At 62.2% G+C, this 18,641-nt stretch carries 20 protein-coding genes; 14 read left to right on the forward strand and 6 right to left on the reverse strand.

Annotation, left to right across the window (positions count from 1 at the left end; genetic code table 11):
- Window positions 1-199 precede the first annotated feature (199 nt).
- Window positions 200-1,420 carry a CaiB/BaiF CoA transferase family protein gene (locus DGA31_RS25635; protein ID WP_109514410.1) on the reverse strand — a complete coding sequence of 407 codons (1,221 nt, stop codon included), beginning with the start codon at window positions 1,418-1,420 and terminating at the stop codon, window positions 200-202.
- Between the two features lie 21 nt (window positions 1,421-1,441).
- Window positions 1,442-2,623: an acyl-CoA dehydrogenase gene (locus tag DGA31_RS25640; protein WP_109514411.1), complete on the reverse strand. Its 1,182-nt coding sequence runs from the start codon at window positions 2,621-2,623 to the stop codon at window positions 1,442-1,444.
- 156 nt (window positions 2,624-2,779) lie between these two features.
- On the opposite strand from DGA31_RS25640, the gene DGA31_RS25645 reads away from it, so the two are divergent.
- The 10 genes from DGA31_RS25645 to DGA31_RS25690 all read left to right on the forward strand — a co-directional run bounded on the left by DGA31_RS25645 (window position 2,780) and on the right by DGA31_RS25690 (window position 12,629).
- Complete coding sequence (locus DGA31_RS25645) at window positions 2,780-3,697, forward strand: LysR family transcriptional regulator (RefSeq protein ID WP_056840833.1); 918 nt, start codon at window positions 2,780-2,782, stop codon at window positions 3,695-3,697.
- Between the two features lie 414 nt (window positions 3,698-4,111).
- Window positions 4,112-5,233 (forward strand): Re/Si-specific NAD(P)(+) transhydrogenase subunit alpha, encoded by a 1,122-nt coding sequence (locus DGA31_RS25650; protein WP_056840834.1) that lies wholly within the window; start codon window positions 4,112-4,114, stop codon window positions 5,231-5,233.
- An 11-nt stretch (window positions 5,234-5,244) separates the two neighbouring features.
- A complete protein-coding gene (locus DGA31_RS25655) occupies window positions 5,245-5,562 on the forward strand; it encodes an NAD(P) transhydrogenase subunit alpha part 2 (RefSeq protein ID WP_056840835.1) in 318 nt (105 codons plus the stop codon).
- On the forward strand, window positions 5,559-7,004 hold the full coding sequence (locus DGA31_RS25660; RefSeq protein ID WP_109514412.1) for an NAD(P)(+) transhydrogenase (Re/Si-specific) subunit beta: 1,446 nt from the start codon (window positions 5,559-5,561) through the stop codon (window positions 7,002-7,004). The genes DGA31_RS25655 and DGA31_RS25660 overlap by 4 nt, the downstream gene beginning before the upstream one ends.
- Window positions 7,005-7,183: 179 nt before the next feature.
- The gene (locus tag DGA31_RS25665; RefSeq protein WP_109514413.1) at window positions 7,184-8,677 is read left to right on the forward strand and encodes an acetyl-CoA hydrolase/transferase family protein; all 1,494 of its coding nucleotides are present in this window, start codon (window positions 7,184-7,186) and stop codon (window positions 8,675-8,677) included.
- Between the two features lie 320 nt (window positions 8,678-8,997).
- Complete coding sequence (locus tag DGA31_RS25670; protein ID WP_056840838.1) at window positions 8,998-9,210, forward strand: DUF1127 domain-containing protein; 213 nt, start codon at window positions 8,998-9,000, stop codon at window positions 9,208-9,210.
- A gap of 397 nt (window positions 9,211-9,607) precedes the next feature.
- Window positions 9,608-9,925 carry a DUF2388 domain-containing protein gene (locus tag DGA31_RS25675; protein WP_056840839.1) on the forward strand — a complete coding sequence of 106 codons (318 nt, stop codon included), beginning with the start codon at window positions 9,608-9,610 and terminating at the stop codon, window positions 9,923-9,925.
- A gap of 87 nt (window positions 9,926-10,012) precedes the next feature.
- Window positions 10,013-10,318 (forward strand): DUF2388 domain-containing protein, encoded by a 306-nt coding sequence (locus DGA31_RS25680; RefSeq protein WP_109514414.1) that lies wholly within the window; start codon window positions 10,013-10,015, stop codon window positions 10,316-10,318.
- Between the two features lie 32 nt (window positions 10,319-10,350).
- Complete coding sequence (locus DGA31_RS25685) at window positions 10,351-10,671, forward strand: DUF2388 domain-containing protein (protein WP_056840841.1); 321 nt, start codon at window positions 10,351-10,353, stop codon at window positions 10,669-10,671.
- On the forward strand, window positions 10,668-12,629 hold the full coding sequence (locus DGA31_RS25690; protein WP_109514415.1) for a DUF7844 domain-containing protein: 1,962 nt from the start codon (window positions 10,668-10,670) through the stop codon (window positions 12,627-12,629). Before DGA31_RS25685 ends, DGA31_RS25690 begins: the two co-directional genes overlap by 4 nt.
- Window positions 12,630-12,891: 262 nt before the next feature.
- Here DGA31_RS25690 and DGA31_RS25695 read toward each other — a convergent pair whose 3' ends face one another.
- The 4 genes from DGA31_RS25695 to DGA31_RS25710 form a co-directional block, all read right to left on the reverse strand.
- Window positions 12,892-13,272, reverse strand: a complete 381-nt coding sequence (locus DGA31_RS25695) for a helicase (RefSeq protein ID WP_109514445.1) — start codon at window positions 13,270-13,272, stop codon at window positions 12,892-12,894.
- Between the two features lie 156 nt (window positions 13,273-13,428).
- Window positions 13,429-13,869, reverse strand: coding sequence for a hypothetical protein (locus DGA31_RS25700; RefSeq protein WP_109514416.1), 441 nt, complete (start codon window positions 13,867-13,869; stop codon window positions 13,429-13,431).
- 227 nt (window positions 13,870-14,096) lie between these two features.
- Complete coding sequence (locus tag DGA31_RS25705; RefSeq protein WP_056840844.1) at window positions 14,097-14,372, reverse strand: HU family DNA-binding protein; 276 nt, start codon at window positions 14,370-14,372, stop codon at window positions 14,097-14,099.
- Between the two features lie 255 nt (window positions 14,373-14,627).
- Complete coding sequence (locus DGA31_RS25710; protein WP_056840845.1) at window positions 14,628-14,795, reverse strand: rubredoxin; 168 nt, start codon at window positions 14,793-14,795, stop codon at window positions 14,628-14,630.
- 134 nt (window positions 14,796-14,929) lie between these two features.
- Between DGA31_RS25710 and DGA31_RS25715 the strand changes: the two genes are divergently transcribed.
- The 4 genes from DGA31_RS25715 (at window position 14,930) to phoR (ending at window position 18,532) form a co-directional block, all read left to right on the forward strand.
- On the forward strand, window positions 14,930-15,490 hold the full coding sequence (locus DGA31_RS25715; RefSeq protein WP_109514417.1) for a chorismate--pyruvate lyase family protein: 561 nt from the start codon (window positions 14,930-14,932) through the stop codon (window positions 15,488-15,490).
- Window positions 15,490-16,380, forward strand: coding sequence for a 4-hydroxybenzoate octaprenyltransferase (gene ubiA, locus DGA31_RS25720; RefSeq protein WP_109514418.1), 891 nt, complete (start codon window positions 15,490-15,492; stop codon window positions 16,378-16,380). Before DGA31_RS25715 ends, ubiA begins: the two co-directional genes overlap by 1 nt.
- 91 nt (window positions 16,381-16,471) lie before the next feature.
- A complete protein-coding gene (phoB, locus tag DGA31_RS25725; protein ID WP_056840848.1) occupies window positions 16,472-17,161 on the forward strand; it encodes a phosphate regulon transcriptional regulator PhoB in 690 nt (229 codons plus the stop codon).
- Between the two features lie 84 nt (window positions 17,162-17,245).
- Entirely contained in the window at window positions 17,246-18,532 is a 1,287-nt protein-coding gene (phoR, locus tag DGA31_RS25730; protein ID WP_236709472.1) for a phosphate regulon sensor histidine kinase PhoR, read from the forward strand.
- The last annotated feature ends 109 nt before the right edge of the window (window positions 18,533-18,641 follow it).

Consider the following 18,641-nt stretch of genomic DNA (forward strand, 5'->3'; position numbering starts at 1 on the left):
CACCCCCTCGCCGATTTCTTATCCAACTCATTGATATTCAAGGAGTTTTCAGTTTCTTCCGCGGCGGGAATGGTGCGCATTATAGAGCGCTGAGACAGGGCGTCAACACTTAATTTCAATAATGTGAAATTAACGGTTAATCGCGTCCTGAAAGAGCTTCTCTTTATATAGAAGACGATGGACCACCCTATGGACACCTCTATAGAACCTGCCCTTCACGCAACAAGGCGATCGCCTCATCGCTCAGGCCCAATACATCGCGCAACACCGCCTGGGTATGTTCGCCCAACAAAGGCGGCGCCCGACGATACTCGACTGGCGTCTGCGACAAGCGTATAGGGCTGGCCACCAACGGTACGGTCCCGCCCAATTCATGAGGCAGTTCGATCGCCAGCCCTCGCGCCACCACCTGAGGATCGGCAAACACTTGAGCCAGGTCATTGATCGGCCCACAGGGCACGCCGGCCGCCTCCAGCTCGGCCACCCATTGCACTGTGGTCTTGAACACCGTGACCTGGCGAATCAACGGAATCAGTTCGGCGCGATGAGCCACGCGCAATGTGTTGCTCTTGAAACGCGGATCGTCAGCCCACTCGGGCCGACCCGCCACTTCGGCGAATTTCCTGAACTGACTGTCGTTGCCCACCGTCAGGATGAAGTCGCCATCGGCGGTCGGGAAGTCCTGATAAGGCACGATGTTCGGATGCGCATTGCCCAGCCGACGAGGCGCCACCCCGGTGCTCAGGTAGTTCATCGCCTGATTGGCCAGGCACGCCACCTGCACGTCCAGCAAGGCCATATCGATGTGCTGCCCCTCACCGCTCTGATCGCGATGCGCCAGGGCCGCCAGAATGGCCGTGCTCGAATAGAGCCCGGTCAGGATATCCGTCAACGCCACGCCCACCTTGACCGGCCCCGCCCCCTCTTCTGCCTCGGCGCGCCCGGTCAGGCTCATCAGCCCGCCCAGGCCTTGAATCATGAAGTCGTAGCCGGCACGCCTGGCATAAGGCCCGCTTTGTCCGAACCCGGTGATAGAGCAATAGATCAGTCGAGGATTGATCGCCTTGAGCGTCGGATAGTCCAGGCCATAGGCCGCCAGCCCGCCCACCTTGAAATTCTCGATCAACACATCAGAGCGGGCCGCCAGCTCACGCACCAGCGCCTGCCCCTCGGGCCGGGTAAAATCGATGGTCACCGACTGCTTGTTGCGATTGGCCGACAGGTAATAGGCCGCCTCACTGGTGTCGTGCCCGTTTTCATCCCTGAGGAAGGGCGGCCCCCACGCCCGGGTGTCGTCGCCGCTGACCGGGCGCTCGACCTTGATCACATCGGCGCCCAGGTCGGCCAGGATCTGCCCCGCCCAGGGACCGGCCAGTACCCGCGACAGGTCCAGCACTCGAATATGCGACAGCGCACCCATGGCCAGCCCCTTGTGCGTCTATTAATAGAAAGCCTGAATACCGGTCTGCGCACGCCCCAGAATCAGCGCGTGCACGTCATGCGTACCCTCATAGGTGTTGACCACCTCCAGGTTGACCAGATGCCGCGCCACGCCGAACTCATCGCTGATGCCATTGCCGCCCAGCATGTCACGCGCCAGCCGTGCGACCTCCAGGGCCTTGCCGCAGGAGTTACGCTTCATGATCGAGGTGATTTCCACCGCCGCAGTACCTTCATCCTTCATCCGCCCCAGGCGCAGGCAGCCTTGCAGGGCCAGGGTGATTTCGGTCTGCATGTCGGCCAGCTTTTTCTGGATCAACTGGTTGGCCGCCAGCGGACGTCCGAATTGCTTGCGATCCAGCGTGTACTGTCGCGAGGTGTGCCAGCAGAACTCCGCCGCCCCCAGTGCTCCCCAGGCGATGCCATAACGAGCAGAGTTAAGGCAGGTAAACGGCCCCTTGAGCCCGCGCACATCAGGAAAGATGTTCTCTTCAGGTACAAAGACATTGTCCATCACGATCTCGCCGGTGATCGAGGCGCGCAAGCCCACCTTGCCATGAATGGCCGGCGCACTGAGCCCGGTCCAGCCCTTCTCCAGGATAAAGCCACGAATATCCCCGGCGTCGTCCTTGGCCCAGACCACGAACACATCGGCGATCGGGCTGTTGGTGATCCACATCTTGGCGCCGCTCAGGCGATAGCCACCCTCGACCTTGCGTGCCCGGGTCACCATCGCACCCGGGTCGGAGCCATGGTCGGGCTCGGTCAGGCCGAAACAGCCGATCCATTCACCATTGGCGAGCTTCGGCAGGTACTTCTGCTTCTGCGCTTCGGAGCCGAACTCGTTGATCGGCACCATGACCAGCGACGACTGCACGCTCATCATCGAGCGGTAGCCGGAGTCGATACGCTCGACTTCACGGGCAATCAGCCCATAACACACATAGTTGAGGCCGCTGCCGCCGTAAGCTTCGGGGATGGTGGCGCCCAGCAGGCCGATCTCACCCATCTCACGGAAAATACGCGGATCGGTCTGCTCATGACGAAAGGCCTCAAGCACGCGTGGCGCCAGCTTGTCCTGGGCAAACTGCTCGGCGCTGTCGCGCACCATGCGCTCTTCTTCGGTCAGTTGCTGATCCAGCAACAGCGGGTCGATCCAGTTAAAGCTTGCCTTGCCACTCATGATTGATGCCTCGCCCGAAATTCAATGTCGTGGCACAAGCGTAGTCGTGCATCGCGCAGCGGACAAACGACGATTATGCAAGCTGTTGTGCTAATTTCTCACTCCGTAAACCCTTCAGCCTTTTGATTACTGACTGACCAAGTGAGGACTTTGTATATGCGGCGCAAAATTCCCAGTACGGCAGCGCTGGTCAGCTTCGAATCGGCCGCCCGCCATGAAAGCTTCACCAAGGCCGCCCAAGAGCTGTCGCTGACCCAGAGTGCCATCTGCCGGCAGATCGGCAGCCTGGAGCAGTTTCTCGGCATCGAGCTGTTCAAGCGCTCCAGGCGCGGGGTCAAGCTCACCGACGCCGGCCTCTCCTACAGTCGTCGGGTCGCGGCGCAACTCGATGCGGTCGAGCGCGACACGCTGTCGGTCATGGGCCAGCAAGGCGCCAGTGTCATCGAGCTGGCCGTGGTGCCCACCTTCGGCACGCAATGGCTGCTGCCCAGGCTCAAGGACTTCCAGCGATGCCACCCGGAAGTCACCGTCAACCTGACCAACTGCACGCGTCCCTTCCTGTTTGCCGACACCGACTTCGATGCCGCGATCTATTTTGGCGACGCCGACTGGCCCGGCACGCAGGCCTACCGCCTGATGGGTGAAAACCCCATGCCCGTCTGCAGCCCTGCACTGCTGAACGGCCAGGCCAGCCTGAGCGCCGCGCAGATTGCCGAACGGCCCTTGTTGCAACAGACCACCCGTCCCTATGCCTGGCGACAGTGGTTCAACGATCGTCAGTTGCAGGTGCCGCGGGACATGACGGGGCCGCGCTACGAGCTATTCTCGATGCTGGCCCAGGCCGCCATGCACGAGATGGGCATTGCCCTTATTCCGCCTTTCCTTATTCAGCGCGAACTGCGAGAACAGCGCCTGGTCATCGCCAACCCCCATGAATTGACCAGCATAAAGGCCTATCACCTGATGATTCCGGAGCGTAAAACCCAGACTGTATCGCTGCAGGCCTTTCGCAACTGGCTGATCGACCAGGCAAAGCGTTACAGATTGCCGCAAGAGCAGGACGAAAATCGGTAGTAACACGCAATAAAGCACTACAGATATAACAAATTGTCGCTATTTCAAATCTGTCATCAGACCACTCTTAAAACCGGCCACAGGCCTTTATTTACAAGGCTTTCAGCCCGTTTTTCCATTGCACTTTGGTCGTGAACGAAAAATTATTGTTTTCCACAATAACTTCATGGAATTTGCTGCAAGCCTTACAAATAAAGGCGTCCAGCAAAGTGTTGCGACAATAGGTCACAGGATGACTTGTAGTTAATTTCCAGTCTCGTTACAGAATGTGTTGAAGGCCCGCTATTCTCAGCGGCACAATGCGCCGCGCCCGGCCTGCCGGGGCCAAAGCTCATTGTTACCCGCCGTCAACGCACCCGCCGCAGTTCGTTGGCCCACTCATGAAGACAAGAAAGATCGCGCAGGAGACTTGCCGTGCATATTGGTGTTCCTCTTGAAACCCATGCGGGCGAAACCCGGGTCGCCGCCACCCCGGAAACCATCAAGAAACTGATTACCCAGGGCCATACGCTGACGGTCCAACAGGGCGCCGGAATGTGTGCCGGTGTCACCGACAGCGCCTATGAAGCCGCCGGTGCCGTGATCGGCGGTGCCAGCGACGTGTTCAGTGCCCAACTGATTCTCAAGGTGACCCCACCCGACGATCAGGAACTGGCGCTGATTCAGCCTGGCACCGTGTTGATCGGCATGCTCAACCCGTTCAGCAACGAGACCATTGCGCGCATGAACGCACGGGGCATCACGGCCTTTGCCCTGGAAGCCGCCCCGCGCACTTCCCGCGCCCAGAGCCTGGATGTGCTGTCGTCGCAAGCCAACATTGCCGGCTACAAGTCGGTGCTGCTGGCCGCGCACCATTACCCGCGCTTCATGCCGATGCTGATGACCGCCGCCGGCACCGTAAAGGCCGCCCGGGTGCTGATCCTTGGTGCCGGCGTGGCCGGCCTGCAGGCGATTGCCACCGCCAAGCGCCTGGGCGCCGTCGTGGAAGCCTCCGACGTGCGGCCGGCGGTGCGCGAGCAGATCGAGTCACTGGGCGCCAAATTCATCGATGTACCCTACGAGACCGATGAAGAACGCGCGTGCGCCGAAGGCGTCGGCGGCTATGCCCGGCCCATGCCGGCCAGCTGGATGCAGCGCCAGGCCGTTGCCGTGCACGAACGCGCCCGGCAATCGGACATCGTCATCACCACCGCACTGATTCCCGGCCGCAAGGCACCGGTGCTGTTGAGTGCCGACACCGTAGCGCAGATGAAACCCGGCTCGGTGGTCATCGACCTGGCCGCCGCCCAGGGCGGCAACTGCCCGCTGACTGTGGCCGACCAGGTCGTGGTCGAGCACGGCGTGACCCTCGTCGGCCACACCAACCTGCCGGCACTGGTGGCCGCCGATGCCTCGGCGCTGTATGCCCGCAACCTGCTGGACTTCATGAAGCTGCTGTTCGACAAGGACGCCCAGCTCTCGATCAACCTCGAAGACGACATCGTCGCCGCGTGCCTGATGTGCCGCGACGGCCAGGTCATCCGCAAAAACGGCTGAGAACAATCACCATGCAAGAGCTGATCTCCCCCGGTATCTACAACCTGATCATTTTCGTCCTGGCCATCTACGTGGGTTACCACGTGGTCTGGAACGTCACCCCGGCCCTGCACACGCCGTTGATGGCGGTCACCAACGCCATCAGCGCCATCGTGATCGTCGGCGCCATGCTCGCCGCCGCCCTGACCGTCACGCCGCTGGGCAAGGTCATGGGCACACTGGCCGTGGCCCTGGCGGCGGTCAATGTGTTCGGTGGCTTCCTGGTCACCCGGCGCATGCTGGAAATGTTCAAGAAGAAAGCCAAGGCCAAGGATGAGGTGCAGAAATGAGCATGAACCTTGTCACCCTGCTGTACCTGGTTTCGGCGGTGTGCTTCATCCAGGCGCTCAAGGGCCTGTCGCACCCGACCACCTCGCGTCGCGGCAACCTGTTCGGCATGCTGGGCATGGGCCTGGCGGTCCTGACCACCATCGGCCTGGTCTACAAGCTGGCCAGCACCGTGGGCACCAGCGCCGGCATCGGCTACATCCTTGTGGGCCTGCTGGTCGGCGGCACCGCCGGCTCGATCATGGCCAAGCGTGTCGAGATGACCAAGATGCCGGAACTGGTGGCCTTCATGCACAGCATGATCGGCCTGGCGGCGGTGTTCATTGCCATCGCCGCGGTGGTCGAGCCCCAGTCACTGGGCATTGTGGCCCATCTGGGCGACGCCATCCCGGTCGGCAACCGCCTGGAACTGTTCCTGGGCGCAGCCATCGGCGCCGTGACTTTTTCAGGTTCGGTCATCGCCTTTGGCAAGCTCTCGGGCAAGTACAAATTCCGTCTGTTCCAGGGTGCACCGGTGCAGTTCGCCGGGCAGCACAAACTGAACCTGGTCCTGGGCCTGGCCACGCTGTTCTTCGGCCTGACCTACATGTTCAGTGGCAACCTCACGGCGTTTGCGATCATGCTGGTACTGGCCTTTGTGATTGGCGTGCTGCTGATCATCCCCATCGGCGGGGCCGACATGCCGGTGGTGGTGTCGATGCTCAACAGCTACTCGGGCTGGGCCGCAGCCGGCATCGGTTTCTCGCTGAACAACTCGATGCTGATCATCGCCGGCTCGCTGGTCGGCTCCAGCGGCGCCATCCTGTCGTACATCATGTGCAAGGCCATGAACCGCTCGTTCTTCAACGTGATCGGCGGCGGCTTCGGTGCGACGGCCGATGCCGGTGCCAGCGCTGGCAGCCAGGAACAGCGTCCGGTGAAGTCAGGCTCGGCCGATGACGCCACCTTCCTGCTGACCAATGCCGACACGGTCATCATCGTCCCCGGCTACGGCCTGGCCGTGGCCCGCGCCCAGCATGCACTCAAGGAACTGACCGAGAAGCTGGTGCACCATGGCGTCACGGTGAAATACGCCATTCACCCGGTGGCCGGGCGCATGCCGGGGCACATGAACGTGCTGCTGGCCGAGGCCGAAGTGCCTTACGACCAGGTGTTCGAGATGGAGGACATCAACTCCGAATTCGGCCAGGCCGACGTGGTGCTGGTGCTGGGCGCCAACGACGTGGTCAACCCGGCGGCCAAGAACGATCCCAAGTCGCCGATTGCCGGCATGCCGATTCTGGAGGCCTACAAGGCCAAGACCATCATCGTCAACAAGCGCTCGATGGCCAGCGGCTATGCCGGCCTGGACAACGAACTGTTCTATCTGGACAAGACCATGATGGTCTTCGGTGACGCCAAGAAGGTCATCGAAGACATGGTCAAGGCCGTCGAGTCGCACTGACAAAACGGCTCCAGAAAAGCCCCGGCCTGCTCGCAAGCCGGGGCTTTTTTACAACTTTCGTAACGGTGTTTTGCGCTGAAAGCCGCTAATTAGAGGCCTCGCGTACGACCTTGGTCGGGGGACGAAGCTGCCGGCAGCCACTAGACTTGGCGCTCGTTTCCACCCCCGAGACCATGACCATGTACCGTGATCGTATTCGCATGCCCGGCCTGATGAGCAAGGTGATGAGCGCAGCCGACGCCGCCGGCCTGATTGAAGACGGCATGACCGTCGGCATGAGCGGCTTTACCCGCGCCGGTGAAGCCAAGGCGGTGCCGCACGCCCTGGCCGAACGTGCCCGCCAGTCACCCCTGAAAATCAGCCTGATGACCGGCGCCAGCCTGGGCAACGATCTGGACAAGCAGCTGACCGAAGCCGGCGTGCTGTCGCGGCGCATGCCGTTCCAGGTCGACAGCACGCTGCGCCGGGCGATCAATGCCGGCGAAGTCATGTTCATCGACCAGCACCTCTCCGATACGGTCGAGCAACTGCGCAACCGGCAGATCAAGGCGGTGGACCTGGCGGTCATCGAATGCGTGGCGATCACCGAGGACGGTCACCTGGTGCTGAGCACCTCGGTCGGCAACTCGGCCAGCTTCGCCATCCTCGCCGAAAAGGTGATTATCGAGATCAACCTGTCGCAACCCCTGGCGCTCGAAGGCCTGCACGACATCTATATCCCCAGCTACCGGCCGACGCGCCTGCCGATCCCGGTGCTGGAAGCCGATTCACGCATCGGCAGCCCTGCGGTGAAGATCGACCCGGCCAAGATCATCGGCATCGTCATCAGCGACCAGCCCGACTCGCCGTCGACCGTGTTGCCGCCGGATGTCGAGACCCAGGCCATCGCCAATCACCTGGTCGAGTTCTTCAAGAGCGAAGTGCGGGCCCAGCGCCTGACCGAACGCCTGATGCCATTGCAGGCCGGCATCGGCACCATCGCCAATGCGGTGATGCACGGCCTGCTGGACTCGCCCTTCAAGCACCTGACCATGTACTCCGAAGTGCTGCAGGACTCGACCTTCGACCTGTTCGACGCCGGCAAGCTCGATTTCGCCTCGGGCAGTTCCATGACCCTGTCGGCGCCCAGGCACGCTCAGGTGTTCGCCGACTTCGAGCGCTACAAGTCACGGCTGGTGCTGCGCCCGCAGGAAATCTCCAACCATCCTGAAGTGATCCGCCGCCTGGGCATCATCGGTATCAACACGGCCCTGGAGTTCGACCTGTACGGCAATGTCAACTCCACCCATGTGTGCGGCACGCGGATGATGAACGGCATCGGCGGCTCGGGCGACTTCTCGCGCAACGCCCACCTGGCGATCTTCGTCACCAAATCCATTGCCAAGGGCGGTGCCATTTCCAGTGTTGTGCCGATGGTCAGCCACGTCGATCACACCGAGCACGACGTTGATATTCTGGTCACCGAGCAGGGCCTGGCCGACCTGCGCGGCCTGGCACCGCGCGAGCGGGCACGGGTAATCATCGACAACTGCGTGCACCCGGACTATCGCCAGGCGCTCGACGACTACTTCAGTGCGGCTTGTGTGCTGGGCGGCCACACCCCTCACCTGCTGCGTGAAGCACTCAATTGGCACATGAATCTGGAAGAAACCGGGCGCATGCTCCCGGCGTGAAATACACAGTTCAACCTGTGCAACACACTTTTCCGGTACAGCGTCCTTACCGAAACAGGGCACTGACAAAAACTGTACTGCTGTACTGGTCAAAAATCGTCTTTTAACAACAGAAATACGACATGACCGATCAATAGTGCACCATTAACGTGCATAGCAGTACAGTTGCCCCATTTTTGAACAAAACAGTGCCCATAAACAGTTAACTGAACTCTCACAATACAAGTGAACTGTGTCTATGGAATGGCCCTGCACGAGAGGAAGATAGGCACCAGTCAAGCCAATCTCTAATCCCGCCATAAGCGGAAGGAAGTCACACCATGGAACGTACAATCAGTTCCGAGCTGTTCAGCGAAAGCACCGTTTCGAACCAGTCTGCCCTGCCTCTGCGCGCCTTCGCGACCCTGATGCTGTGGCAACGTCGCCTGTCGAGCCGCCGTCAACTGGCTCGTCTGGACACTCGCCTGCTGGCTGACGCCGGTATCAGCGAATCCCAGCGCTACGAAGAACTGAGCAAACCGTTCTGGCGTTGATACGGCGCGAACCGGCGCAGGCCTGAAGGCCATCCAGCCAGTTCACCCGAATCCCCCCAAAGCCCGTCGCAGGCAACTGCTGACGGGCTTTGTCGTTTCGGCCTGCCGCCCAGCAAACACTGGGCCTCAGTAGGAGCGCGCTTGCCCGCGACCGGCTGCGTTAGCAGTCGTAAATTTTCAGCGTCTACACAATTTCTGCGAGCGCTGCGCACTCGGTCGCGGGCAAGCGCGCTCCTACCGCAGCCGTCCGAAAACAAGTACAGTTTACAATATGCCCAATAAAGACCATAACAGTTAAAGCGACTGGCCAAGCGCTGCGATAGCACGCGGCAATTACCTGCGATAGGCTAGCGGGCACACCTTCACGATCTCTTCATTTATTAGACGGAACACCACCATGTCCTTTCTGCGTATTCTGGGTACCGCTGTGCTGTTGACCGCCGCTGCCGGTGCCCACGCCAGCAGCTTTATCGTGACCACCGACACCGTGGTCGGCGCCGTCGCCGCCTCCACCGACGCCACCTCCGATATCAGTTCGTCGTTTCGTGACGACAAGATCGTGCGTGCTGCCCGCGACGACGCCGCCAGCTTCGTCGGCAGCGCCGGCGAAATCCGTGGCGTGCGCCTTGAAGGCGCCCTGAGTCACATCCGCCAGCTGCAACCATCCCTGCAAGCCACCGACACCCAACTGGCCCAGGCCATCCTGGCCCTGTAAGTCAGCCCCCCCGCCGGCCAGCGGGGTAGCCCTGCCCAAGGCGTTGCGTTAGCCTTGGGCTTCGTTTCTGCAATGCTTTGAATACTCATGCGCTTACTGTATCTGTTGCTTCTGGCTCCGCTGGCCAGCCTGACGTTCACCGGCCAGGCCCAGGCGTTCGACACCAGCACCCAGGGCGTGGTCGTCAGTGGTTATGTCACCAGCCAGGTCACCTCGGCTCCTTTCGATGACAAGCTGATCCTCGCCGCCCGCGACGAAGCGGCCGCCTTTGTCGCCAGCGACGGGCAGTTACGCGGGGTACAGCTCGAATCGGCCCTGTTGCACCTGCGCCAGCAGCACACAAAACTTCGTGCCAGCGACCTTGAACTGGCGCAGGCAATCCTCGTCCAATAATCACTTTTTCTGTTCGGTACTGGAGACGTTACATGCGCACCCCGTTGATCGCCGCGACCCTGGGCATGCTGCTGATGGCCGACCTGGCCCAGGCACAGACCGTAGTGGCCACCAGCAACATCATCGTTCGCGCTTTTGGCCGCTCCATCGACTTCACCTCCGACACCACCACCTCGATCCGCGACTCCAAGGTCGTGCAACAAGCCCGTGACGACGCCGCCAGCTACGTGGCCAGCGGCGGCGACATTCATGGCGCCCGCCTCGACGCGGCGTTCGACACCCTGCGCAGCCGCGTGCCTGAAGCGCGCACCGCCAGCGATCAGGCCCTGGCCGAAGCCATCCTCGCACTGTGAGGCGCCTTGGCGTCTGGCTGCTGGCCTGGGGGCTGAGCCTGGCGGCGACACCTGTGCTCGCCGACCTGCAGTTGCACCTGCAAAGCGAGTCCCTGAACCCGGCCCAGCGCCAGGCCAGCCAGGCGCTGCTCGATGAAGCCCTGCAGGCCTTGCCGCCGCGCTTTGTCAAAGACCTGGACCGGCCTATCGATGTGAGCTGGTCCAGCGACATGCCGGACAATGCCTACGGCCAGGCCGCAGGTCCTTACCAGCTGTACCTCAATACCCGCCTGCTGGCACCGCTGACCGATGGCTCTGCCGCCACCGAACCCACTGGCCGGCCGCATGGCACCGTGCGCCGCGAATTGCTGGCAACGGTGCTGCACGAGCTGACCCACGTCTACGACCGCGCCCGCCTGTGGTCCGGCGCCGACCGCAGGCTGATCCTGCGCTGCGCCCGCCAGCACAGTTCGCTGGGCAAGGTCGGCCTGGCCGACGAATGCCGTGGCCAGACCGAACGGCGCTTCACCTTGAGCGACGACCCGCGCCTGCTTGATCTGGCCGGCTGGCAGCAGTATGTGGGCCGGCGTGGCGCACGCGAGCAGCACAACGGCCAGAGCGTGCGCAGCCCGGATGCCTATGAACTGAGCAGCCCGCTGGAATTTGTCGCGGTAAACATGGAGTACTTTCTGCTCGACCCGACCTACGCCTGTCGTCGTCCGGCCCTGTACCGCTGGTACAAAGAGCAGTTCGGCTGGGCGCCGCCAACGCAACAGGCCTGCCCGTCGTTCTATCCGTACCTGAACGCCGGCAACGATTTTGGCCGCGAGCCGTTGGGCAAGCTTGACCCCGAGCGCGTCTACGCCGTCGATTACCTGCTGGCCGAGGCCAACCAGAACATGATGAGTCGCTGGGGCCACAGCATGCTGCGCCTGGTGATCTGCAAGCCAGGCCGGCCACGGGGTCCGGACTGTCGCCTGGACCTGGACCAGCACCTGGTGCTCTCCTATCGGGCCTTCGTGGGCGATGTGCAGTTGTCGAGCTGGGACGGCCTGACCGGCGCCTACCCGTCACGGCTGTTCGTCCTGCCGCTGGCCCAGGTAATCGACGAGTACACCAAGACCGAGCTGCGCAGCCTGGCCTCGGTGCCGTTGAAGCTGTCACGCCCGCAGATCGACACCCTGGTCGAGCACGCTGCTGAAATGCACTGGAGCTATGACGGCGACTACTATTTCATCTCCAACAACTGCGCCGTGGAAACCCTCAAGCTGTTGCGCAGCGGCACTGATGATTCGCAACTCACCGGCCTGGACAGCATCCTGCCCAACGGTTTGCTGGAGGTGCTCAAGGGCCGCGGCCTGGCCGACACCCGCGTACTGGACGACCCCAAGGAAGCGCTGCGCCTGGGTTACCGCTTCGACTCCTACCGCGATCGCTACCAGGCCATGTTCACGGTGCTCAAGAAGAACCTGCCAATCCGGCAAGACTCGGTCGAGGACTGGCTGCAACAACCGGCCATCGAGCGGCGCCAGTGGTTCGCCCGCGCCGACCTGCGCACCAGCGCCGCCATCCTGCTGCTGGAGCAGGCCAGCCTGCGCCGCCAGTTGCTGCTGGCCCAGGACGAGGTCAAGCAGCGCTACCTCACGGCCCGGGAGCAACAGGACGGGCGCGTGTCGAAGGCCACCGGCACCTTGCAGGACATCCTTGCCAACAGCGGCTTTCTCAGTCGCCCGGCCGAATTGCTCGGCAGCGACGGCTATGGCTTGCCGCAAACCGAGGAATGGCAACGCCTGGAGACCCAGAGCAGCGAACGGCAGAAAACCCTCAAGCGCCTGACCGGCGACCTGGACAGTGAAGTGCGCGCCCTGCTGGAACCGGCCCGTGCCGCCGAAATCACCGCCAGCGAAGAAAACCTCAAACAGATGAGCGAACACCTGCGCGCCCTGCACAAAGCCGCCGGCGGCCTGCAACTGCCGTAAAATCAAACAGCTGAAGCGAGAAACGGTCGAAGTCGCGCTCGAGTCTGTTTTTAACGCAGCGATGACAACGCAGGTTGCTTTTAGAGGGGCCCTGAAGCCAAGTCGCCCTGGCTTTCATGCATGGCACCGGACCTGTGGGAGGCGGCTTGCCGGCGATGACTGACTTACAGCCGCTGCATATCTACCGCCCCATGCCAGCCTGATTGACGGGTCACCGTCCCGGCCATCATTCACCGCGTCGCCCTCGACTGAATGACACTCATCAGGCGCCGGTCTTCTTCCGGGGCTTGAGGTAGCGCATCAGGCCCTGGAACCACATCACCATGGCCGTGTTGCCCTTGATCTGGATGTGCTTGTCCTGGATGCCCTGCATAAAGGCCAGTTGCTTGTTGCTGGCCTGCAAGGTGGCAAAGCCATAGGCGGCATCCTTGAACACAATGCTGAAGGCCGGCTCCGGGGCCAGGCCACCGGCACTGCGCACGCGCTGGTCGCGCACCACATAATGCCGTGCCACTTTGCCGTCGGCGGTCTGCAACTGGAATGTCAGGTCCTTGTCGCCCAACTGCTGTTGAAAGGCGGGACTGTTGCGACTGGCCCGGGCCATCAGCAGGCCCAGTGCCCAGAGAAGAAAACGAAATTTCACGCGTACAGCCTCCGCCATGTTCAAGTAAAGACAAGCGGCGGCAGTCTAGCGGTTCGAAGCGACCACTACCTGCGTTTTCAGCGCAGATAACCGCCATTTCATAGCATCAGGACGTCAGGCACTGCTGTCAGAAAAACAGCGCCCGACGCCGGGCACTCAGCGGATGCTGCTGATATTGCCCTTGCTACCGGTCACTTTGACATCGACCTTCTTGAAGATGAAGTAGTCGGCCACTTTCACTTCATAACGCGGCGCCACGATCAGGTCGGCACCGGAGGTCTTGACCGCCTTGTAGGCGGCTGCCGCCTTGGTGGTGGAGACCGGATCCGGCAGGCCCAGGCCCAGGCCGCCACCGGCCGAACCACCATAGCTCACGCCGTCGGCATATTCGTTGTCGCCACCGAAGGCCAGGAAGTTGAAGAGGATATTGGTCGAGGACTCACCCGAGATCGGCCCGCCCACTTTGACATCGGCCTTAAGGTCGGTCTTGACGACGCCTTCAAGCGCCGCCGAAGGCTGGCTGACGTTGTAGCTGACACAACCACTGGTGGTCGCGATCAGAGTGGCGACGGCAGCAGACATCCATAACTTTTTCATCTTGTTTTCCCAGGTGCGTTTAAGAGGTGCAACGGACGCGCACTCTAAGGGGAGGAAGCGTGAAAAAAAGTCAGGCATTTCTGCGCAGAAAAGCGTTTCTTTACAAAAGCTTGTAGGATTTTTCCTACCTTATCGGTTCGAGCGCGAGCATAAAAAACGGGCACCCCATGCGACCGGGGTGCCCGTTCTTTCAAGCGGCTCGTCCTGTTCGGGGACGGGCAACAGGATCAGGGATTGACGGTGTCCTTGAGGGCCTTGCCAGGCTTGAACGACACGGTGTTGCTGGCCTTGATCTTCACAGGCTCACCCGTTTGCGGGTTCTTGCCGGTGCGGGCGCCACGGTGGCGTTGCAGGAAGGTGCCGAAGCCGACCAGGGTGACGCTGTCCTTGCGGTGCAGGGCGCCGGTGATTTCTTCAAGGATGGCGTTGAGAACGCGATTGGACTGGTCTTTGGTGAGGTCCGCTTTTTCAGCGATAGCGGCTGCTAGATCTGGTTTACGCATGTACTAAGCCTCTTGTACGGTTTTTTGTTTTTATGTCCCGTGCCACCCGCTTCGAGCAGCCATCAGGTAACCGCTGCGGCTCCTCGCAGCGGCAGTCGAATCGCAGAATGGCACGGCGCAAAGGCCCGCGCCAGTGGGGGTAGGCCGAATATTCAAATTAAACCGTACCCTGGCCGACAAAATGACCGGCAATGCCCCCAACGGTCGATCCTGCCTTTGCGCAAGCCCTCCACCGACAGGCATGAACCGGCAGGCTCAGCCGATCTCGATCATTTCGAAATCCATCTTGCCCACCCCGCAATCGGGGCACAGCCAGTCCGGAGGAACGTCTTCCCAACGCGTGCCCGGAGCAATATCGTCGTCAGGCCAACCGTCGGCCTCGTTATAGATCAGGCCGCAGACAATGCATTGCCACTTTTTCATGATTCGACTCTCTCAGGTTCAGGCTCACTCACAGCGGCTTTTTACGGACCCCGGGGCCGTGATGCAAGCCCGCCACGCCGGTACATCGGTCATGCTAAGCTCGGCGCCTCAATGATTGCCGCCCATGACCTGCCGTGACCCAGCCTATCCCTGCCTGTTTGCCCGATCAGTGGCTCGAACGCGAGCACCTGGCCTGCGCGCCCGCCCCCTTGACGCTCGACTGGTTGTTCAACCAGGACTCCCTGACCCGCCGCCTGACCCGCCTGTCCCGTGACCGTTTCAGTGTCACGCCGGTACTGGAAGGCTGGCAGCCCCTGCGTGACGACGAGTGCGCCGCCCTGGGCCTGCCGAACGCCAGTCTGGGCTGGGTGCGTGAGGTCTACCTGCGCGGCGATGGCTGCCATTGGGTCTTTGCCCGCAGCGTCGCGGCGCGCGAGGCGCTCCTGAACAGCGGCCTGCACATGGACGCCCTGGGCACCCGCTCGCTGGGCGAGCTGCTGTTCAGCGACCCGGCCTTCGAGCGCGGCCCGCTACAGGTACGCGGCTATCCGCCCCCGTGGCTGCCGGACGCCGACCGTGCCGAGGGCCTGTGGGCGCGGCGCTCATGCTTTCGACGCGGCGGCCTGAGCATCCTGGTCGCCGAGATTTTCCTGCCCGCCCTCTGGCAGGCGCTGAACAACGAGGACCGTTCCTGATGTACCTGTCGCTGCTCAAGTCACTCAACCGCCTCAACCCCCGCGCCTGGGACTTCGTCCAGTTGACGCGCATCGACAAGCCCATCGGCATCTACCTGCTGCTGTGGCCGACGCTCTGGGCACTGTGGATTGCCGGCAACGGCAGCCCGTCGCTGGCCAATGTGCTGATCTTCGTCATCGGTGTGTTCCTGATGCGTGCAGCGGGTTGCGTAATCAACGACTTTGCCGACCGCAAGGTCGACGGCCACGTCAAGCGCACGCAACAGCGCCCGCTGGCCAGCGGCAAGGTGACCTCGCGTGAAGCGCTGGTGCTGTTCGCCGTGCTGGTGACCTTGAGCTTTCTACTGGTGCTGCTGACCAATGCGGCGACCCTATGGCTGTCGTTCGGTGGCCTGGCACTGGCCGCCTGCTACCCGTTCATGAAGCGCTACACCTATTACCCACAAGTGGTGCTGGGCGCGGCCTTCTCGTGGGGCATGCCGATGGCCTTCACTGCCGAGACGGGCAACCTGCCGGCGATCGCCTGGCTGTTGTACATCGCCAACCTGCTGTGGACCGTGGCCTACGACACCTATTACGCCATGGTCGACCGCGACGACGACCTCAGGATCGGCGTCAAGTCCACCGCCGTGCTGTTCGGCGATGCCGACCGTACCATCATCGTGACCCTGCAAGGCCTGGCCCTTGGCTGCCTGCTGCTGGCCGGCGCCCGCTTCGGCCTGGGCCTGCCGTTTCAGCTGGGCCTGCTGGGCGCGGCAGGCTGTTTTGCCTGGCAATGGCACAGCACCCGCAAGCGTGACCGGGACGCGTGTTTCAAGGCGTTTTTGCATAATCACTGGGCCGGGCTTTTGATCTTTGTCGGCATCGTCGCCGACTACGCCGTACGCTGAGCGCCAGAGGATGATGGACAGATGTCACACGACTGCAATAATTCCGTTATCTAATGCGCCCCAAGACAGTTAAATGACAAGAGGTTCGAGCATGGTTGGCAGGAGCATTCTGATCGTTGACGACGAAGCGCCCATTCGTGAAATGATCGCCGTTGCGTTGGAAATGGCCGGCTATGACTGCATCGAAGCCGAAAACTCCCAACAGGCCCACGCGATCATCATCGACCGCAAGCCGGACCTGATCCTGCTCGACTGGATGCTGCCCGGCACCTCGGGCATCGAGCTGGCGCGGCGCCTCAAGCGCGATGAGCTGACCGGTGATATCCCGATCATCATGCTCACCGCCAAGGGCGAAGAGGACAACAAGATCCAGGGCCTTGAAGTCGGCGCCGACGACTACATCACCAAGCCGTTCTCGCCGCGCGAGCTGGTGGCGCGTCTCAAGGCCGTGCTGCGCCGCACCGGCCCGACCGACGGCGAGGCGCCCATCGAAGTCGGTGGCCTGCTGCTCGACCCGATCAGCCACCGCGTCACCATCGACGGCAAACCAGCCGAGATGGGACCGACCGAATACCGCCTGCTGCAATTCTTCATGACTCACCAGGAACGCGCCTACACCCGTGGCCAGTTGCTCGATCAGGTCTGGGGCGGCAACGTCTATGTCGAAGAGCGCACCGTCGACGTGCACATCCGCCGCCTGCGCAAGGCCTTGGGCGATGCGTACGAAAACCTGGTGCAGACCGTACGCGGCACCGGCTACCGGTTCTCGACCAAGAGCTGACCTGCGCTTCGAACCTGCCGCGCCGTACAGACAAGGACGCATCTCCAATTGAACCCGAACTGGCACGGCACCCTGATCCGCCACATGCTGCTGTTGGTGACCGTCTGCCTGCTGGTCGGCCTGATCAGCGGTGAATACGGCTGGAGCCTGTCGATCGGGCTGGGCCTGTACCTGGCCTGGACCCTCAAGCAACTGTTGCGCCTGCACGCCTGGCTGAGCAGCCACAAGGCCGATGAGCCACCGCCGGACGGCTACGGCCTGTGGGGCGACGTGTTCGACAGCATCTATCACCTGCAGCGCCGCGACCAGCGCGTACGCGGGCGCCTGCAAGCGGTCATCGATCGCGTGCAGGAGTCCACCGCCGCCCTGCGCGACGCGGTCATCATGCTCGACGCCGAAGGCAACCTGGAGTGGTGGAACCGCGCCGCCGAGACCCTGCTGGGCCTCAAGACCCCGCAGGACAGCGGCCAGCCGGTCACCAACCTGGTACGCCATCCGCGCTTCAAGGAATACTTCGCCCAGGGCAACTATGCCGAGCCGCTGGAGATTCCCTCCCCCGGCAACGACCGCCTGCGCATCCAGTTGCTGATCACCCGCTACGGCAACAATGAACACCTGATGCTGGTGCGTGACGTCACGCGCATCCACCAGCTGGAGCAGATGCGCAAGGACTTCGTGGCCAACGTCTCCCACGAACTGCGCACGCCGCTGACGGTGATCTTCGGCTACCTGGAAACCCTGCTCGACAACAGCGAAGAAGTGAACCCGCGCTGGGTCCGGGCGCTGCAGCAGATGCACCAGCAAGGCAGCCGCATGCAGACCCTGCTCAACGACCTGCTGCTGCTGGCCAAGCTGGAAGCCACCGACTACCCCTCCGACAGCCAGCCGGTGCCTGTCAGCGCCCTGCTCAAGACCATCGCCCACGATGCCCAGGCGCTGTCGGGCAGCAACAATCACCAGATCACTCTGGACATCGAGAGCGACTGCGGCCTCAAGGGCAGCGAAAGCGAGCTGCGCAGTGCGTTCTCCAACCTGGTCTTCAACGCCGTGAAATACACCCCGGCCGCCGGCACCGTGCGCATCCGCTGGTGGCGCGACACCCGTGGCGCGCACCTGAGCGTGCAGGATTCCGGGATCGGCATCGACGCCAAGCACCTGCCGCGCCTCACCGAGCGCTTCTACCGGGTCGACACCAGCCGCGCCTCCAACACCGGCGGCACCGGCCTGGGCCTGGCGATCGTCAAGCATGTCCTGCTGCGCCACCGCGGCACCCTGGAGATCAACAGCGTCACCGGCAAGGGCAGTGTGTTCGTCTGCCACTTCGCTCCCGCCCAACTGGCCGACCTGGACGATGAATTCGACGATTTTTGATATACGTTGTCACACTTGAACGCAGCCGCTACATTGCCCTGCTCATGGCCTTACGTGTTGAAAGGTCAAACGCCCCCTTCTCGATCAAAACGGACACTGTAAAACTCCA

Source organism: Pseudomonas ovata, from assembly GCF_003131185.1.
Lineage (GTDB): Bacteria > Pseudomonadota > Gammaproteobacteria > Pseudomonadales > Pseudomonadaceae > Aquipseudomonas > Aquipseudomonas ovata.